This window comes from Microbacterium sp. ABR10 (assembly GCF_057812175.1).
The window spans coordinates 3542590-3559230 of the sequence record NZ_CM173821.1 but is presented as its reverse complement, the minus strand read 5'-3'; the positions used below and the strand labels follow the sequence as shown (position 1 = coordinate 3559230).

General features: G+C 67.3%; 11 protein-coding genes. 6 read left to right on the top strand and 5 right to left on the bottom strand.

Annotated features, from left to right (window positions below; translation table 11 throughout):
• The first annotated feature begins 5 nt into the window (after positions 1-5).
• Positions 6-2015: a hypothetical protein gene (locus ACXKZF_RS16430; protein ID WP_488984946.1), complete on the top strand. Its 2010-nt coding sequence runs from the start codon at positions 6-8 to the stop codon at positions 2013-2015.
• Between the two features lie 196 nt (positions 2016-2211).
• Here ACXKZF_RS16430 and ACXKZF_RS16425 read toward each other — a convergent pair whose 3' ends face one another.
• Both ACXKZF_RS16425 and ACXKZF_RS16420 read right to left on the bottom strand, forming a co-directional pair.
• Positions 2212-3198, bottom strand: coding sequence for an aldo/keto reductase (locus ACXKZF_RS16425; protein WP_488984945.1), 987 nt, complete (start codon positions 3196-3198; stop codon positions 2212-2214).
• A gap of 2 nt (positions 3199-3200) precedes the next feature.
• Positions 3201-4103 (bottom strand): helix-turn-helix transcriptional regulator, encoded by a 903-nt coding sequence (locus tag ACXKZF_RS16420; RefSeq protein WP_488984944.1) that lies wholly within the window; start codon positions 4101-4103, stop codon positions 3201-3203.
• A gap of 121 nt (positions 4104-4224) precedes the next feature.
• Between ACXKZF_RS16420 and ACXKZF_RS16415 the strand changes: the two genes are divergently transcribed.
• A complete protein-coding gene (locus ACXKZF_RS16415) occupies positions 4225-4560 on the top strand; it encodes a carboxymuconolactone decarboxylase family protein (protein ID WP_488984943.1) in 336 nt (111 codons plus the stop codon).
• 1 nt (position 4561) lies between these two features.
• On the top strand, positions 4562-4993 hold the full coding sequence (locus tag ACXKZF_RS16410) for a cupin domain-containing protein (protein ID WP_488984942.1): 432 nt from the start codon (positions 4562-4564) through the stop codon (positions 4991-4993).
• Between the two features lie 94 nt (positions 4994-5087).
• On the opposite strand, the gene ACXKZF_RS16405 is transcribed toward ACXKZF_RS16410, so the two are convergent.
• From ACXKZF_RS16405 to ACXKZF_RS16395, 3 genes are all read right to left on the bottom strand, one after another.
• A complete protein-coding gene (locus ACXKZF_RS16405) occupies positions 5088-6122 on the bottom strand; it encodes a zinc-binding dehydrogenase (protein WP_488984941.1) in 1035 nt (344 codons plus the stop codon).
• A gap of 69 nt (positions 6123-6191) precedes the next feature.
• Positions 6192-6764 (bottom strand): cyclophilin-like fold protein, encoded by a 573-nt coding sequence (locus tag ACXKZF_RS16400; protein ID WP_488984940.1) that lies wholly within the window; start codon positions 6762-6764, stop codon positions 6192-6194.
• The gene (locus tag ACXKZF_RS16395) at positions 6761-8029 is read right to left on the bottom strand and encodes a multidrug effflux MFS transporter (protein WP_488984939.1); all 1269 of its coding nucleotides are present in this window, start codon (positions 8027-8029) and stop codon (positions 6761-6763) included. Before ACXKZF_RS16395 ends, ACXKZF_RS16400 begins: the two co-directional genes overlap by 4 nt.
• A 153-nt stretch (positions 8030-8182) precedes the next feature.
• Between ACXKZF_RS16395 and ACXKZF_RS16390 the strand changes: the two genes are divergently transcribed.
• From ACXKZF_RS16390 to proA, 3 genes are all read left to right on the top strand, one after another.
• A complete protein-coding gene (locus ACXKZF_RS16390) occupies positions 8183-9055 on the top strand; it encodes a helix-turn-helix domain-containing protein (RefSeq protein WP_488984938.1) in 873 nt (290 codons plus the stop codon).
• A 127-nt stretch (positions 9056-9182) separates the two neighbouring features.
• Positions 9183-9746 carry a dihydrofolate reductase family protein gene (locus ACXKZF_RS16385; RefSeq protein ID WP_488984937.1) on the top strand — a complete coding sequence of 188 codons (564 nt, stop codon included), beginning with the start codon at positions 9183-9185 and terminating at the stop codon, positions 9744-9746.
• Positions 9747-10090: 344 nt separating this feature from the next.
• Positions 10091-16603, top strand: coding sequence for an anti-phage protein ProA (gene proA / locus ACXKZF_RS16380; protein ID WP_488984936.1), 6513 nt, complete (start codon positions 10091-10093; stop codon positions 16601-16603).
• The last annotated feature ends 38 nt before the right edge of the window (positions 16604-16641 follow it).

The window sequence follows — 16641 nt, the reverse complement described above, 5'->3', positions numbered from 1 at the left end:
CTCCATTGTCGAAACTGAAGCTCAGCTTGAACTTCTCGCGGATCGAATGCGAACGCTGCGCTGCGGACCGCGTGCTGGGAGTGAAGTGCGCGGAGTGTGGAAGTCTCCCCAGGAAGGGCGAAGTCAACTCGCCGGTCGTTCGGCGTCGACAGTTGACCAGTGAGGTAGACGCAGCGATTGAGCGTGCGTCGGCGTCCAAAAATACGCTGAACGTCGAAGATGCTGAGCCTGCCGTTACCTCTTCGCTGAAATTGCTGTTGTCAGGCTTAAACAGACTGCGTGCACCGGGAACGTCTGCTGGGGGAATCGCGGATATCTCCTGGGCCGTCAGCAGCCTGAATCAGGCAGTGGCGACGCTGCGTGAAGCCTCAGGCCTCAGGCCGGCCGCGCGAGCGCGCGCCTACCTCAAGGTGGGGCTCGATTTGCAGCGCCTGTGGCCCCTTTACCGAGAAGCGCTCACAACGCTCGACATCGCCCAGGCACAACGTAAAGCCATCGAAGCTCAAGCAGTTATCGACACTTCGGCACGACATCTGGACGCTCTCGCGGCTGATATGGATGCCACGAGCGAGTTCGCGACCGTCGAACGGGGCGAAAGCCTTGCTCTGCAGGTTTTCCGCGGGTTGCGCTCGCGACACCCCGGGCTCGACATCCCGGCCTTGGTCGAACTGGGTGGACGGGAGTACTCGGATCAGACCGGGAAGGAAGCCGGAACCGGGGCATCCCTGGACTACCTGATCGTTCAGCTGGTCGCGCGTACCTACCTCGACCCCGCGGCGCTCTCAGAGAAGTTTGCTGAGATCTCCGCGGTAGCCCCGCCCAGAACCCGCGTCCTCGCTGTTTCCCAGATGCGCGAGTCTCTCCGGGACTTTGGCATTTCGCGGAGAGATGTGTTAGAGGCTCTCCATCAGTTCCATCTACTTGCCAACAGCGAGATGGACCCGGCCGCCATGTTTCGACGCTTGGCCAAGACCGTGGGCGAGTTGTATGAGGCGGCACTGCCGATCTTTGCGTGGGCGCGACTTCTTCTGAGCGAACAAGCTGACCTAGAGAGCTACCTACGGCTGGCTCGCGATGACTCGACCGCAATGACGACCTGGCTCCAGGGACCTCTTCCGAAGACGGCGCAAGATCTGCCGAAGTACCTTCGGCACGCGGGTCATCACGGGCGGTCGTTCGAGGTCGACGTCGTCGGTGGGACGGTGACCATTCAGCTCCGTTCCCACACGGAACGCATGACTTTGAGCGAGTATGTCGACAAGGTGTACGCACTTCTCGAGTCAGTGCTGGCAGTGCAGTGGTCGATCGCGAATTGGCTGGAGTTGTCCGGCGTCGACGTCCCGGTGGATACCGGCCTGGCCGCAGCCGTCGGACTCACCCCAGATGTACTCATCAGGCTATGGCTCGAAGAAGGCAGGCTGCTGACGGTTCGCAAGTCTCGGGTCAGTGGTCGACTCTGGCAGATTGTGGCTGACTTCGACCGAGACCACGTTCTGAGTACGGCACTCGTTGCGGCGCAACAGTGCGGTGACATATGTGACGTCGTCGAGGTACTAACCACCGGCGCGTCCGAGCCAAATTGGCATCTGAATCTGACGGATTACGAAAAGGCCATGGAGGCGCCGCCTGCCGAGGGTGCTGGAGCGGTCATGCGGCTCTGCCAGTTCAGGCACGCGATTCTGCAGAGTGACACTTGTCTCCTGACCCAAAATGACCTCGAATTCGCGGCCATCGCTATCGGAGGGTCGGTTCTCAAGGGCGCGCTTGAGCACATACCGCTCCTTCGCGAAGTCCGTGTTCTCGCTGAGCTTCATGGAGCAGTCGCCGCCGAGACCCTTGCAGTGCGCGCGATCAGGGCGTCAAGAGATGGGAACGAGCGTGAGGTTCTCCGAGAGAATGCCGAGCGACTGAAGTATCTAAGTCCGCCGGCAGTCCCTACGCCTCGCAATATCAGGGTGTACGTGAGGTCGGATTACCTGGGTCCGCACAATCAGCTTTCGCGCGCATCAGCGTGACTTCGGTCATAGATGCCCCAAGCCTGACCCGGACCACGTCCCGCAGACTATCTTCGCCATCGTCCAATCCTGGACCAGCTACACGGTAGGTGGGGTAGCACCCAAGCGAAGAGTAACTGCGCTGGCGATGGTCTCCTCGGCGAGGCAATCTGTCCTGGGACTCCGGGAGGCGTGCGCAACACCGGTGGCCGATGGGTCAGCGCCCCACGTACCCCATGTGCACCGCGTTGTAGCGATCGCCGTGCACGCCCACGCTCTGGGCGAGGGTGTCGAGGTCGGCGAGGTCATCCGCCGACAGCGCCACCTCCGTCGACCCCGCGTTCTCTTCGATACGGGTGACGCGTCGCGTACCGGGGATCGGGACGATCCACGGATGCTGAGCCAGCAGCCAGGCGAGTGCGACCTGCCCGGGCGTGGCTCCTCGCGTTTCGGCGACCGTGGCGATGCGTGTCACGAGGGCGTGGTTGGCTTCGCGGTTCTCCTCCGTGAAGCGGGGGATTGTCGATCGCACGTCGCCGTCGGCGAACGACGTCCTCTGGTCGACGGTGCCCGTGAGGAACCCTTTGCCGAGCGGGCTGAACGGCACGAACCCGATACCGAGTTCCGCCAGCGTCGGCAGCACCTCGGCCTCCGGGTCGCGGGTCCAGAGCGAGTACTCGCTCTGCAGCGCCGTCACGGGGAACACCGCGTGCGCTCGCCGGATCGTCGCGGCGGACGCTTCCGACAGCCCGAAGTGACGCACTTTGCCCTCGGCGACCAACTCCCCGACGGTGCCGGCGACATCCTCGATCGGCACGTCGGGGTCGACACGGTGCTGATAGAGCAGGTCGATCGCGTCCGTGCGCAGTCGTCTCAGCGAGGCGTCCGCGACGGCGCGGATCTGCTCCGGCCGGCTGTTGAGCCCGACGCTCTTGGCATCCTGGATGTCCCACCCGAACTTCGTCGCGATCGTGACGTGATCGCGGACGGGCTCGAGCGCCTCGCCGACGAGCTCCTCGTTGACGTAGGGGCCGTAGACCTCCGCGGTGTCGAAGAACGTGACTCCCCGGTCGACCGCAGCGCGGAGCACGCCGATCATGTCGTCGCGGCTTCCGGGGTTGGGTCCGTAGCTCTGCGACATCCCCATGCAGCCGAGTCCGACCGCCGAGACCTGTAGTCCCTGCCCCAGTGTGCGAGTGTGCATTCTCAGTCGTTCCTCCGTGCTGTGTGTGCGTCGATTCCCGACGTGGCAGTCGCCGCGACATCGTTCGTCGCCTGCCAACTGGCGAGCAGCCGGAACCGCTCCTCGCTCTCCGAACCGGTCTGCGGAACGTAGACGAGGAACGTGAGTCCCGGATGCTGGACGAACTGCATGTCTTCGTAGCTGAGCTCCAGCGCTCCGACGACGGGGTGGGTGAACTGCTTCATCCCGGCGCCGTGCTGCCGCACGTTGTGAGCACCCCACCTGACGCGGAACTCGTCGCTGCGCGTGGAGAGTTCGCCGACGAGATCCTGCAGGGCGCGGTCGTAGGGGTCGCGGCCGGCCTCGGTGCGGAGGATGCCGACCGTGATGTCCGCCGCCTTCTCCCAGTTGGGGTGGAAGTCGCGGGCGCGCGGGTCGAGGAAGGTGTACCGGGCGAGGTTCCCGTCGCCCGGTGACTCGAAGACTTCTGTCTGCAGCGCGCGTCCGAGGGCGTTGACGGCGAGGATGTCCATCCGGCCGTTGCGCACCATCGCCGCGCCGCCGGTGATCGCGTCGAGCATCAGCTCCATTCCGGAGCGGACGGATGCCGGGGTGCCCGGCTTGCGACGCGATCTCGGCGGCGTCTGTCCAGCCGCGCGGGCCAGATCGAACAGGTGCTCGCGTTCGGCGTCGTCGAGCTGCAGGGCCTGCGCGATCGCGTGCAGCACGGATTCGGATGCGCCGGCAATCTGTCCGCGTTCGATCTTGGCGTAGTACTCGATGCTCACGCCGGCGAGCGTCGCGACCTCGTTGCGGCGCAGGCCCGGCACTCGCCGGTTGCTGCCGCCGGGGATTCCCACGTCGTCCGGGGTGACTTTCGCGCGACGAGAGGTGAGGAACTCCCGCACCTCTGCCCTGTTGTCCATGCGTTCGACGTTACGCGCGGGCCACCGCGCCGTGGGATGCCCTGTCAGTACACGTAACGCCAGAGACTTCCTCCTCCACGCGGGAGGCGGTTCATTGGTGGTGTCTGACAAGGAGGACACCATGACCGAAGAGCAGAACGGATGGACCGGAGGGCAGCGCGCCTTCGGAGACTTCGCACCGGGCCTCGTCCACTACACCGACAAGGTGCTGTTCGACGAGGTGTGGGAGCGCAAAGACCTTTCCCCACGCGACCGGAGCCTCATCACCGTCGCGGCGCTGACCGCGATGGGCAAGACCGATCAGCTGCGGTTCCACCTCGACTACGCCCGCCAGAACGGGGTCACCGACGACGAGCTGAAGGAAGCGATCCTCCACCTCGCGTTCTACACCGGCTGGCCCAACGGCATGGCCGCGATGACCGTGCTGAAAGACATCACCGACGAGACGGACAACTGAGATGACCTTCGACAGCCTCTTTCCGCGCGGAGACAAGAACGACGCGTTCGCGCAGTACTTCATCGGGCAGAGCTACCTCGCCCCCCTCGCGAGCCTCGGCATGAGCGTCGCGAACGTCACTTTCGAGCCGGGATGCCGCAACAACTGGCATCGCCACAACGCCACCGCCGGTGGGGGGCAGATCCTGCTCGCGACCGCCGGCAGCGGTTGGTACCAGGCAGAGGGCGAGGAGCCGGTCAGCCTCACCCCCGGCACGGTCATCGAGGTCCCCGCGGGCACGAAGCACTGGCACGGCGCCAAGGCCGACTCGTGGTTCAGTCACGTCGCCATCGCCGTCCCGGGCGAGGACACCTCGAACGAGTGGCTCGAGCCCGTCGCCGACGAGTACTACGACGCGCTCGGGCCGCAGCGGGGCAGCGACTCGGCCGGCTGAGGGCGAGATCGGCGCGTCTTCTTGAGCCGTCTGAAAGCTGCGCCCGTCGCGCGCGGGGTGGGCGCCCCGACACCCCGCGCGGACGATCACCCCGTCAGGGACGGATGAGCACCTTCAGCGCTTCGCGCGCGTCCATCAGCCGGTAGGCCTCGGCGATGTCGTCGAGCGGGAGTTCCCGATCGAAGACCTTTCCGGGATCGATCGTGCCGTCGATGACCTGGGGGATGGCGGCCTCCAGGTAGGCGCGCACGGTGGCGGGGCCGCCGGTGAGGGTGGCGTTCTTGCCGAACAGGGAGGCGAAGCCGACGGCGGCATCCTCGTACTGGGGAACGCCTACGCGCGAGATGACGCCGCCCGGGCGGACGATGCCGTACGCCTGCTCGTACGCGGGCATGTGTCCGACCGCTTCCAGGACGACGTGCGCCCCTTCGCCGCCGGTGAGTTCGAGGACCTTCGCGATCCCCTCGTCGCCGCGCTCGGCGACGACGTGGGTGGCGCCGAACTCCCGGCCGAGATCCGTGCGGGCGGTGTGACGGCCCATCAGGATGATCGTCTCGGCGCCGAGCTGACGTGCGGCCAGGACGGCGGAGAGCCCGACGGCTCCGTCGCCGATCACGGCGACGGTCTTGCCCGCCTCGACACCACCGCGCACGGCGGCGTGGTAGCCGGTCAGGTACACGTCGGAGAGGGTGAGCAGCGAGGGCATGAGCGCGTCGTCAGTCCCGGCGGGGATCGCGACGGCGGTTCCATCGGCGTAGGGAACCCGCAGCATCTCGGCCTGCGTGGCCGAGGGGGCGCCGTCGAAGAATCCACCGTGCACGCACGAGGTGGTGATCCCGTCGCGGCAGAACGCGCAGGTGCCGTCCGACCAGGCGAACGGGACGATGACGGTGTCGCCGACGGCGAGGGTGGTGACGTCGGCGCCGATCTGCTCGATGATGCCGATGGCCTCGTGGCCCATGCGGCGACCCTCGGGGGTGTCGCCGAGATCGTGGTACGGGTGCAGGTCCGACCCGCAGACGCAGGCGTAGGTGACGCGGATGACCGCGTCGGTGGGTTCCTCGATGGTCGGTTCGGGCACGTCGACGACGCGGACGTCACCGGCGGCGTACATGAGGGTTGCGCGCATGATGTTCTCCTTCATGGGTGGTGCAGGGGGGCGGGTGGGTCGGACGTCGTGCATCGATGAAAGACGCTGTCAGTCGACGATCTCGACGGTCACGGGGCCGCCCTCGAGGAGCGAGAGTTGCTCCTCGGTCGCGACGTACGTGCCGATGTGCAGGGTGGCATCCGAAAAGCCGATGCCGTCGGCGTTGTAGTAAAAACCGAGGTTCCCCCAAGAAGTGAAGTAAATGAGGTCTCCGTCCTCGGGGTCGGAGCCGGGCGAGCCGTCGTGGGCGAGCTCACGGGGGAGGTACGAGATCTTCTCGCGGCCGGCGAACTCCTCGAACGTCAACTGCGTCGGGAGGAGGGAGAGGAAGTCGCGCACGCCGGGGCTGTCCTGGCCGACGGTGACGTCGACGCTCGTGCGGTCGGACGTGAACCGCACCACCGTGCCCACGATCTGCCCAGGTTCATCGGTGGGCGTCGGTGCCGGTGCCGACGATGACTCGACGCCGGCGACCGTCGGTGTGGCGGAGGCCGCGGGCGGAACCGACGATGCAGCGGTGGGGGAGCAGGCGGTGAGCGCCGCGGTCGTGAGCGCACCGACGGCGACGGCGAGCAGCGCACGACGCCGGCGTTCCCGCTCCCTGCCGGTGGACGCGATCACAGGCTGCGACCCTTCTCGGTTCCGGCGTACTCGTCTTCGGTGAGGTGAGCGGCTGACGCACGCGGCTGGGGTCGGCGAGCGAGCAGGAGGAAGGCTGTGCCGGCGAGGATCACCGCGACGGTGGTCACCAGGCCGAGCGGAAGGATGCTGAGCGCCCCCGCCACCCCGACCAGGGGCGCGGCGATCCCCCCAAACCCGAACCGCACCATGCCGAGCAGCGATGAGGCGGTGCCGGCCATCTGCGGGTAGTCGACGAGCGCGAGGGTGGTCGCGGGTGGCGACGAGATCGCGACCCCACCGGCGAGCAGGAAAAGCGACACGATCACCACCCACAGCGGCATCCGGGTGAGTCCCGACGACAGCAATCCGAGCGCGCCGATGCCGGCGACCAGGATGCCGACGGTCAGGGTGCCGGTGACGCTCCACCGTTCTGCGGCCCGGCCGGCGAGGTAGCCGAGGGTCATGAACCCCGCGGAGTTGAGACCGAAGGCGAGCGCATACGCGAGGGGGGACAGCCCGTAGATGTCCTGCAGCACGAACGTGGATCCGGCGAGGTAGGCGAACAGCGCGCCGTACAGGAACCCCTGGTTCAGGATCGCGCCGACGAACACGCGGTCGAAGAGCAGCGTGCGGAAGTCTCGCAGGGTGTGCGTGAGGCCGCCCGTCGCGCGGCTGGCGGCGGGCAGGGTCTCGGGGAACATCCGCAGGGCGATGACGAGGATGCCCGCGCCGATGAGGGCCAGGAAGACGAACAGTCCCCGCCAATCGGCCACCGTGTTCAGCACCCCGCCGAGCAGCGGTCCGATGATCGCGGCGAGTCCGCCGACCACGGTGAGGCGGCCGTAGAACCGCACCAGCGCGCCGCCGGTGTAGATGTCGCGGCCGGCTGCTTGGGCGATGACGATCCCGACCCCGCCGGCCAGACCCTGCACGAATCGCGCGATGATCAGCATCTCGACTGTAGGGCTGATCGCGCACAGCGCCGAGGTGACGATGTACGCGACGATGCCGAGGAGCAGGATGCCGCGTCGCCCGAACCGGTCCGACAGGGCGCCCGCGACGAGCTGCCCGAGGGCGAGGCCGATGAGACAGGCCGTCACGGTGAGCTGGGCCACCGAGGTGGCCGCGCCGAGTTCCGCGGCCAAGGCGGGGAGAGCGGGGAGGTAGAGGTCCATCGAGATCGGACCGAACACCGTCAGGAGCAGGAGCAGAGTGGGCAGGATGCGGCTGAACTCCGTCCGCGAGGGTGAGATCTGTGCGGTCATGTCATCCACGGTGCTCGCTCAGCGCGCGGCCGGGGAGTCTCTGATGAGAGGTGTACCGCCAGGGAACCCCTGTTGCGCGCGGAGCGTGCCCACCCGGAGAGGTCCTCTCCGAGGGCATCCCTCCTGCGAGCACGGCGACCTACCCTGGGGCACATGGACAATCGATCAGAGGTGCGGGAGTTCCTCATGACCCGTCGCGCCCGGGTGTCGCCGGATGCCGCCGGCATCCCCGCCGGGCCGAATCGCCGAGTCGAGGGGCTGCGACGCAGCGAGGTCGCCGCGCTCGCCGGGGTCAGCGTCGAGTACTACTCGAAGCTGGAACGAGGGTCGATCTCCGGGGCCTCGGCGGCCGTGCTCGACGCGGTCTCGCGCGCCCTGCAGCTCTCGGATGCCGAGCACTCCCACCTGCTCGACCTCGCCCGCAACGCCGACGGAATCCCGTCGTCGGGCCGCAACCGCCGCCGGAGCAGCAAACCCGCCTCACCCCGGAACAGCCTGGAGTGGGCACTCGCCTCCATCACCGATTCGGTGGCGGTGGTGCGCGACCAGCGGCAGAACATTGTCGCGTTCAACACCCTGGGCAAGGCGTTCTACTCGCCCCTGATCGGCGACGCGGGGCGCGTGCCGAACTTCGCACGCTTCCAGTTCCTCGACCCGGTCGCGCACGACTTCTACCCCGACTGGGACCTTTTCGCTGACATGTGCGTCGCCGTCATCCGCGCCGAAGCCGGCCGCGACCCCCACGACAAAGGCATCCAAGACCTCGTCGGCGAACTCTCGACGAGAAGCGAGGTGTTCCGCTCGCTCTGGGCGGCGCACAACGTGCGCACCCACGGATCCGGTCAGAAGCGCTTCCACCACCCCGTCGTCGGCGAGGTGACCCTCGTCTACGAGGAGCTCGCGATCACGGCCGAGCCGGGGCAGGTGCTGCTCATTTATTCGGCCGAGCCCGGCTCGCCGTCTGCGGAGCGGTTGCGGTTGCTGGCGTCGTGGGCTGCTGAGGCGGCGGCGCAACCGGCGTCTTGACGGATGCCGGGGTGCCATCGTCGTCGCCCCCGGCGGCTGACGGTGTGCGTCGGTGTCCGTGCCCTGTCGGTGCTTCGGCGGTCGCGCTAGCCTGACGCCACCACCGCCCGCGTCGAGGGAGACCGCCGTGACCCAACCGCTTCGCTACGGCATCAACGTCACCCTCGACGGGTGCGTACATCATGAGGCGGGCTTGCCTCCGGATGCCGAGTCGATGGCGTTCTGGACCGATGAACTTCGCCGCTCCGACTCGCTGCTCTACGGCCGTGTCACGTACGCGCTAATGGAGTCCGCCTGGCGTCGACCCGAGTCGGGGGAGTGGCCCGACTGGATGGATGCCAGCGAGGTCGCCTTCTCGGAGGTCGTGGACCCGATGCCGAAACACGTCGTGTCGACGGAACTGGATGCCGTGGACTGGAACGCTTCGCTGGTTCGGGGGGATCTGGGGGCGGCTGTCTCGGCGTTGAAGGCGCAGTCGGGGAAGGGGATTTCGGTGGGTGGGGTGCGGCTGCCGACGGTGCTCGCGAACCTTGGGTTGATCGACGAGTTCACGTTCGTCGTTCAACCGGTGATCGCGGGGCGGGGGCCGCGGTTGTTGGAGGGGGTGCGGGAGCAGGTGGCGTTGGAGTTGGTGGAGCGGCGGGAGTTCGGGTCGGGGGTTGTGGTGCAGCGGTACCGGAGGACTTCGTAGGTCGTGGGCGGCACTGTCACCTCGGCCGGGCGGCGACCCGCAGGCCCCCGCGCGCACCTGAGCCGTACCTCATCGCCCGCGTCCGGCGGCGGCTCGATGGCCGGCGGGAACACACCGAACTGACGGCGCCCCTGCCGAACTCGTGTATGCCCGACTGCCACAGGTCCGCGCCGTAGCCCCCGAGCTGCACGAGTGCAGGGCGGGAGTTCGCAATGCTGGCGCGCTCCATTCAGCCGCAGAACGATGCGAGCAACACAGAGGAGCTTGGGTCCCGAAGCGGGTGCTCACGATCCTCTAGGCTCCGATACCACGGCCAAGTCGTAACGGGCGTCGGGGGGAATGTCATGACTATCGATACACGTCAGATCATCGGCGGGTCCGTCGACGACCTGGCAGAAGGCCTCCGTCCGTTCATCGAGCGGGTGTTCACCGAGCGTCTACCCCAGGGGCCGTCGTGGGTGCGGATAGTTGCTCACAAAGACGAGCTCGCGGGCAGACCCACCTCACACCATCATGCGAATGATGTCGGACTGATGTTGCGAGTGATGACCGAGAAATTGGGCAACCTCGGCTACCCCTTCGACGGGCGCATTTCGCGACAAGCGACGAACTGGGCGAGTGAGATGCGCGAGGTGCGCAACAAGCATGCACACCAGGTCGAATTCAGTCTCGCCGAGACGTATCGGGCGCTCGATTCGGCTGAGTTGCTCCTCCGCGAAGTCGGCGCGACTGACGAAGCGCAGCGGATCGCGGCGCGCAAGCCGGCGGTGCTGTCGGCACTGGGCGGCGGGGCCACCAGCCGCCCGCTCCCACCACCGCCGAGCGCGCCGCTTCCCGCGCCACCGGTCGCGCGGCCTTCCGTGCCATCTGCTCTCCCGCTTCCTTCCTCGACCGCGCCGGCGGCCACCACCTCACAATCCACCGAGTCGGATGCGGCGGCGGCATCGCCCCTCACCCGCCGTCAACGGCGCGAGCAGCCCGAGATGAACGCGTCGGCGACCCCACCCGCTCCGGCTCCGAGCGCTCGTCTTTCGCTCGACGCGGTCAGCGAACTCAGCTACGCCATGGCGCACGCGCGGATCGTGCCCGTGCAGGAGGTTCGGGTCTCATATGCCGGGCCCGAGCTTCGCGGAGCATCTCTCGAGATCGAGGCCGCCACGGCCAGTGGATCCCTAGGGGCGCCCAAAGTCGTGATCCTCGACCTTGCGCCCGGTCTGAAGACACTCGCTGGGCTCGACCTGCTGTCCCTCGATCCCGCTCCGATGCTCAAGGTCGATACGGAGCAGCCAGGCTCCATCACTCTCACTTTGCGCGGACCGGACGGCGCGTTGATCGCCGATCATCGGCATCCAGTCAATGTGCTTGCCGCGAACCAGTGGATCGCCCGGGAGCTGCACCTCGGCCTCGAACTCCTCGCATCATTCGCTCAGCCGCAGGCGTCCGCATTGACGCCCGTCCTGCAGCGTGCCTCGGACGTGCTGGGGCAGTCGAGCGGCCGCACACAGCTCGACGGTTACCAGAGCGACAACCCGGCGAGGGTGGACGCAATGGTCGCGGCCATCTGGGATGCCGTGCGCGAACTCGACATCCGCTATGCAGAGCCTCCGGCGAGTTGGGGCCTGCGCGGTCAGAAGGTCCGCACGCCGCAGGAGGTGCTCGAGGGACGGCTCGGAACGTGTCTCGACACGACGTTGACGCTCGCCGCGTTGCTCGAGCAGGTCGGGATCAACTCGACGCTGTGGGCAGTGGACGGGCACATCTTCCTCGGATACTGGCGTGAGAACGGCAGCCTCGGGATGCCGGCGACCACCGACATCGAAGAAGCGGTCAACCTCGCGAAGCTGGGCCGAATCTCGTTGCTCGAGACGACGCAGGTGACCGGCGGTGCAGCATCCGCCACATTCGACCTCGCTCGCGCCACGCCCCAGGCGTACCTCGAAGCGCGCCGCGACGAGATCCTCGGCATCACTGACGTGCGAGCAGCCCGTGAGAACGGGATTTTCCCGCTCCCCAGCCGCACGGCGGGTCCCGACGGTGAGGTGACCGTCGTCGAGTATCGACCGCTGGACCGCGTGCTGGCACCGTTCGTCGCCGGCCAGCGCGATGCGCAGGGCCGCGCACTGGCTCCGCCGCGGGTGGCGCAGTGGAAGAATGCGTTGCTCGACCTGAGTCTCCGCAACCGCCTCATCAACTTCACGAGTCGCGCCGGGTACCAACTCGCCGTGCCGGGCGCGGCACTCGATCGGCTCGAGGACATGATCAACGGAGGAGCGGGCGTCACTCTGCTCGCGTCCGATGACGTTCCCGAGATCGCGCGAGAGCGTGGCATCCGCTTCGGTCGCGACCGTGACGTGGCCGATCGAGAAGCGCTCCTGGCCGACAAGAGGCAGGCGCACCTGACCGACGTCACGCAGGCGGCCTACACGACGAGGCTGCGCGCTCTGGCCGCGAAAGCGAAGACCGTCACCGAAGAGACCGGGGCGAACAACCTGTACCTCGCGTTCGGCACCCTGCGGTGGGAGTTCAACGACAGGCCGCTGCAATCGCCGCTCGTTCTCGTCCCGGTGACATTGGAAAGCGTGTCGCGTGGCCAGTCCTTCCGGCTCGTCCTGGACGAGGCAGGTGCTTCCACGCCGAACTACTGCCTCCTCGAGAAGCTGAAGGTGAGCTTCGGTATCGAGGTGCCCGGGCTCGCGAATCCGGCGACGGATGCCGCGGGTATCGACCTCGGCGCTGCGTTCGACGCGGTGCGCCAGGCAATGGTCGACGCCAAGCGTCCCTTCGTCGTGGAGGACACCGTCCACCTCGGCATCCTGCAGTTCGCGAAGTTCCGGCTGTGGAAGGACCTCGACGACAACTGGGAAGAGCTTGCGACGAACTCGCTCGTCACCCACCTCATCAGTTCGCCGAATGAGGCGTATATCGACGCTGTACCGGCGCCGGTCGACGTCGATCTCGATGCGCTCTCGGCGCAGGTTCCCGTCTCAGCGGACTCTTCGCAACTCGAGGCCGTCGTCGAGGCCGTCGAGGGCCGCACGTTCGTGCTCGAAGGCCCCCCGGGCACCGGTAAATCGCAGACCATCACGAACCTGCTGGCTCGGTCGTTGGCCTCCGGGAAGCGAGTGCTCTTCGTGGCAGAGAAGCGCGCGGCGCTGGAGGTCGTCAAAGAGCGATTGGATGCCGTCGGACTCGGTTCCTTCTCACTCGACCTGCATGACAAGGGCGCGCGGCCGAATGCCGTTCGCGAGCAGCTCCGAGCGGCGCTCGACGCCACCGCCCGGCCCGATCGAGCGGCGCTGTCAGCGCAGCGCGAGGCGGCGGAGTCCAGTCGTGGCGCGCTGTCGCGCTACGCGCAGCGGGTACACGAACCGAACGCGGCAGGTCTGTCCCTGTACTCGGCTCGATCGCAGTTGCTGGCATCGGCGGCGGACATCCCGCCATTGGATGTGCCCGCTTCCCTGGTCGCGTCGGGCGATCACATCGACCAGCTGCGCGCGATTTTGCGGGAGCTGCCCGCGGTCAGTGATCTCGCCCGCCCGGCAGTGACGCATCCGTGGGGTTTCGTCGACGATCCCGATATCGACGCGGCCACTCTGCATAGCGCGGCCCGCGCTTTCGACGAGGCGCGCGCAGCTGTCGGTTCGAGTGAGCTGGTGTCGCGCGTGCGCGAGCCTCAGCAGCTGGAGGCGTGGGCGGGTGTCGCTCGTGCGCCGCGCCACGCTCTCGACGCCCTCGACCGTGTCCGGCCCCAGTCGATCGATGACCTCGCTCGACGGCTTGCAGCGGTGGCCGCGCAGCCGCCCGCATGGCTCACCCAGGTCGACCCGCGGGTGCTCTCGCGGAACGTTCGCGAGATCCACGCAGCCGCCCTGGCCGCGGACACGTCCTCGTTCTTCGGTCGCAAGAAGCGTCGCCGTGCGGTGCTGGCCCAATTCGCGGCCGACCTGCGCGTCGAGCAGACAGCGATCGACCTGCGCGGTCTGTCGACATTGACCGGTGCCATGGCCGAGACGGCCGCACAGGTCGACGAGTTGCGTGGTGAGCTGCAGCGACAGCCCGTCGTGGTCGCGGCCCCCGACGTCAACCCATACATGCCTGACGCGGCGGAGCAGGTAGGAGCCGCGCTCACGTGGGTGAGTTGGCTCTCGAGGACGCTAGCGTCCGATGTCTCGGCTGCGGGAGATCTCCGCTCGGACTTGCGCCGTGTCTACGAGACCACGGCCCCGGATATGGCGTCGGCCGAGCGATATGCGGCGCTCGCCGCAGCGTGGCGGGCAATGGCAGCTGCGGCGGGAAGTGGCACGTCACCTGACCACCTCGCCGTTTGGGCCGGGGATGAAGGAATCGCCTCGACCTGGGAACGCACCCGTACAGCGCGCAACCTGGCGACGACCGACCCGGTCACGCTCGGCCGCTGGATCGACCTGCTGCGGCACGTGGAACCCCTGCGGCGTCATGGGATGAACAAAGCGCGGGAGGCGATTCTGGCCGGGCGCGTCCGCGCCGACGACGCGGCGCTCGCCTTCGACAAGGGCGTCGCATCGGCGTCCCTCGGTGAACGCGAAGACGCCACCGCGCTGAGCAACTTCGATCCCGCTGCGCACAACCGCACGATCGGGAGGTTCGCCGCGAGTTCGGCAGCCATCCGCGGTGAACTTCCGCGGGCATTGCCCGCTGACATCCTGTCTCATCGGCGATTCGACCCGAAGTTCGACGGCGGCGACATGGGCGCGCTCAAACGTCAGCTTTCGAGGCAGCGCGGTGGGGACAGCGTGCGGACGCTCATGGACAAGTACGGCGATCTGATCACCCAGATCACGCCATGCATGCTCATGAGCCCCGAATCAGTCGCTCGGTTCTTCCCCGCCCGCGCCGGGATGTTCGACGTCGTGGTGTTCGACGAGGCTTCGCAGATTCGCGTCGCGGATGCCGTGGGAGCGATGGGGCGAGCGCGTTCTGTCGTGGTCGTCGGAGACTCCAAGCAGATGCCTCCGTCGACCTTCGCCGAGGTGACGGCCGACGTCGACGAGGCTGAGGCAGAGGCGGGCCTCGTCGCCGATGAGGAGTCCATCCTCACGGAATGCACCCAGGCGCGAGTCCCGAGCAAGTGGCTGTCGTGGCACTACCGCAGCCAGGATGAGGCGCTCATCGCGTTCAGCAACCACCAGTACTACGAGAGCCGCCTGTCGTCGTTTCCGGCGCCCCTGCGTGACTTCTCCGCATCTGCATCCAACACGCTCGCCGCGAAGAAGCCCGACTACGGACTTTCGCTCGTGCGCGTCGACGGTCGGTTCGAGCGTTCGGGTGGGCGCGGAGTCCTCCGGACGAACCGAGTCGAAGCGCAGACGATCGTCGATGAGGTGATTCGTCGGTTCGCCGCCGCGGGCGACACCGCACCGTCGATCGGCATCATCACGTTCAATATTCAGCAGCGCGACCTCATCGACAACATGCTGCGCGACGCTTCGGATGAACGCATCGGTCGTGCGCTCGACGAGCGCGATGGATTGTTCGTGAAGAACCTCGAGAGCGTGCAGGGCGACGAGCGCGACACGATCCTGTTCTCGGTCGCCTTCAGCAAGAACGACCGCGGAATGCTCCCGCTGAATTTCGGACCGCTGTCCCGCGCGGGCGGAGAACGCCGGCTGAACGTCGCGGTGACTCGTGCGCGACGACAGGTCGTGCTGTACGCGAGCTTCGATCCCGCTGAGCTGCGTGCCGAGCAGACCTCGGCCCGTGGACTCAAAGACCTGAAGTCCTATCTCGAACTCGCGGCGCGCGGCGTCGCGCCGACCGATGACTCCACGCCCCGCGTGCCCGTGATCGATCGCCACCGTGATGAGATCGCCGCAGTCCTGACCGAGCGCGGGCTTGTCGCGAAGACGGACGTCGGGCTCTCGGACTTCCGTATCGATCTCACGCTCGCATCCCCGTCCGACCCCGCCCAGCCGCTCATCGCCGTCCTGCTCGACGGAGAAGGATGGCGCGCGCGCCGAACGGTGGCCGATCGCGATGGTCTGCCGGTCGATGTGCTCGGCGGGTTGATGCGCTGGCCAGGGATCGAAAGGGTGTGGCTGCCGGAATGGCTCGATGATCCGGATGCCACGGCCGACCGACTCGTCGCGGCAGTGGAAACCGCTGTTGCCGGGGGTTGGTCTGTGGCAGCCGCGACGGTCGAGAGTGGTGCGCAACGAGTCGAGGGTCTCGATCCGCTCGCGGCAGAGGAGCCGTCAGAGCTTCTGCGTGGGGGGATGCCAGCAGGGCAGGACGACGAGGGAGCTGTCGGTGTGACGCATCCGCACGTCCGCCACTTCGTGCCCTGGCCGATCACGTCGTCCGGGGGAGTCGCTGTGCTCGATGCGCTTCCGAGCCCATCCGCTGCTGAGCGGGTTCGTTCTGTTGTGGTGGAGGCAATCGCCGCGGAGGGGCCGATCTCGCGAGCGCGTTTGGCGAGAGTGGTGGCGGAAGCGTTCGGATTGTCTCGCGTGTCAGGCGCCCGGGCGACGGCGATCCTCCGCTTGATCCCGGCTGCTTCCACTCGCCCGGGCGATGAGCAGTTCGTCTGGCCGGTCGACGTGGATGTCGCCACCTGGCGGGATGTTCGCACGAGTACTCCGGGGGAGAGCCGACCGCTCGAGTCCGTCGCTCTAGAGGAGATCGCGAACGCGATGGCCGTTGTCGCTCAGCTCGGCGGTGGGGTGCGCGAGGACGAGATCAAACGCGAAGCCTTGCGGCTGTTCGGGGGGAAGCGAATGACGACCCAGATCTCCGAGCGACTCGCCGAAGCTCTGACGGTGGCGGTGGCTACCCGACGGATCGAGCTTGCGTCGTCGGGAGCCTATCTCGCGCGTTTCTGAGTTCCGACGATCGAGTTCAAACGACGGATAAAGTGACC